The 1,472-nt window shown below is 74.3% G+C and carries 1 protein-coding gene; it reads left to right on the plus strand.

Features of this window, described 5'->3' with window-relative positions:
* A partial coding sequence (locus tag MOJ79_RS18805; RefSeq protein ID WP_336606342.1) for a FimV/HubP family polar landmark protein occupies window positions 1-1,301 on the plus strand: 1,301 nt, incomplete at its 5' end.
* Window positions 1,302-1,472: the final 171 nt, after the last annotated feature.

Here is a 1,472-nt window from a genome sequence, read left to right on the forward strand (position 1 = left end):
CCGCCGCGCCGGCTTCGGCGCCTGCCGCATCGTCGGCGCCGGTGCTCGCCCCGGCTGTGCCGGCCACGCCGCCGGCGCCGCGTCCGGCCCGCCCGGCACCCCCGCCGCCGGCGGCCGAGCCCGACTTCGTCACCACGCTGCTCGACAACCCGCTCGTGCTGCCGGGTGCGGGTGTGCTCGTCGCGCTGCTGGCCGGCCTGGGCATCTACCGCCTGCGCCGCAAGGTGCCGGCCGAGAGCAGCGAGACCTCGTTCCTCGAGAGCCGCAGCGCGCACGATTCGTTCTTCGGCGCGACCGGCGGTGCGCGCGTCGACACGCGCCAGTCGTCGACCGGTGACGGCACGTCGACGTCGTCGACCTATGGCCTGAGCCAGCTCGATGCAATCGGCGACGTCGACCCGGTCGCCGAGGCCGACGTGTATCTCGCTTACGGGCGCGACCTGCAGGCCGAGGAGATCCTGAAGGAGGCGATGCGCGCGAACCCCGACCGGCTCGCGATCCGCACCAAGCTGCTCGAGGTCTACGCCAAGCGGCGCGACGCCAAGGGCTTCGAGGCGCTGGCCACGCAGCTGTACGGCCTCACGCACGGCGAGGGCGAGGACTGGCTGAAGGCGCAGGAGCTCGGCCGCCAGATCGACCCCGAGAACCCGCTGTACCAGGCGGGCGGCCAGCCGGCGGCCGGCGTCGCCGGCGCCGAGCGCGCCGTTGCCGCGCTCGGGGCGACGACGATGCCGCAGTCGGTGCTGCCGGTGCCGTCGGGCCCCGACTCGCGCCAGCCGCTCGAGCCGCTGCCGGCGATGGACGTCGACCTCGATCTCGACCTCGGCGAGCCCGCGCCCCACGACATCGTGTCGGCCCCGGTGCCGCTGATGGAAACCACGCAGCCGATGGTGCAGGCGCCCAGCCAGGTCGGTGGCGATTCGCAGCTCGACTTCGAACTGCCGGTGGAGCCCGAGACGCCGCGTTCGCAGCCGGCTGCCGCACCGGCGGCGCCGCTGGCGTTCAACCTCGATGGCCTGTCGCTCGACCTCGACGTGCCTGCGGCGCCAACGCCCTCGGCGCCTGCGCCCGTCGAGCCGCCGATGCTCGACTTCGGCAGCATCAAGGGCGGTGAGCCGCTCGACCTGCCGCCGGCAGACGAGATGCCCGCGGACCCGATGCAGCGCAAGCTCGAACTGGCCGACGAGTTCCGCCAGATCGGTGACATCGAAGGCGCGCGCGACCTGCTCGAGGAAGTCGTGGCCAAGGGCGGCGAAGCGCTGAAGGCCCGCGCCCAGGCCATGCTCGACACACTGGGGTGAGCCAGGACCAGAAGCCCTGCCTGCGCAGGGCTTCGCGCCTGGCGAACGCCCGGGCGCATGCAAGCGCCCGGGCCGGGGCCAGCCAGGACCAGAAGCCCTGCCTGCGCAGGGCTTCGCGCCTGGCGAACGCCCGGGCGCATGCAAGCGCCCGGGCCGGGGCCAGCCAGGACC

This window comes from Calidifontimicrobium sp. SYSU G02091 (genome assembly GCF_022631395.1).
Classification (GTDB): Bacteria; Pseudomonadota; Gammaproteobacteria; order Burkholderiales; family Burkholderiaceae_C; genus Calidifontimicrobium; species Calidifontimicrobium sediminis.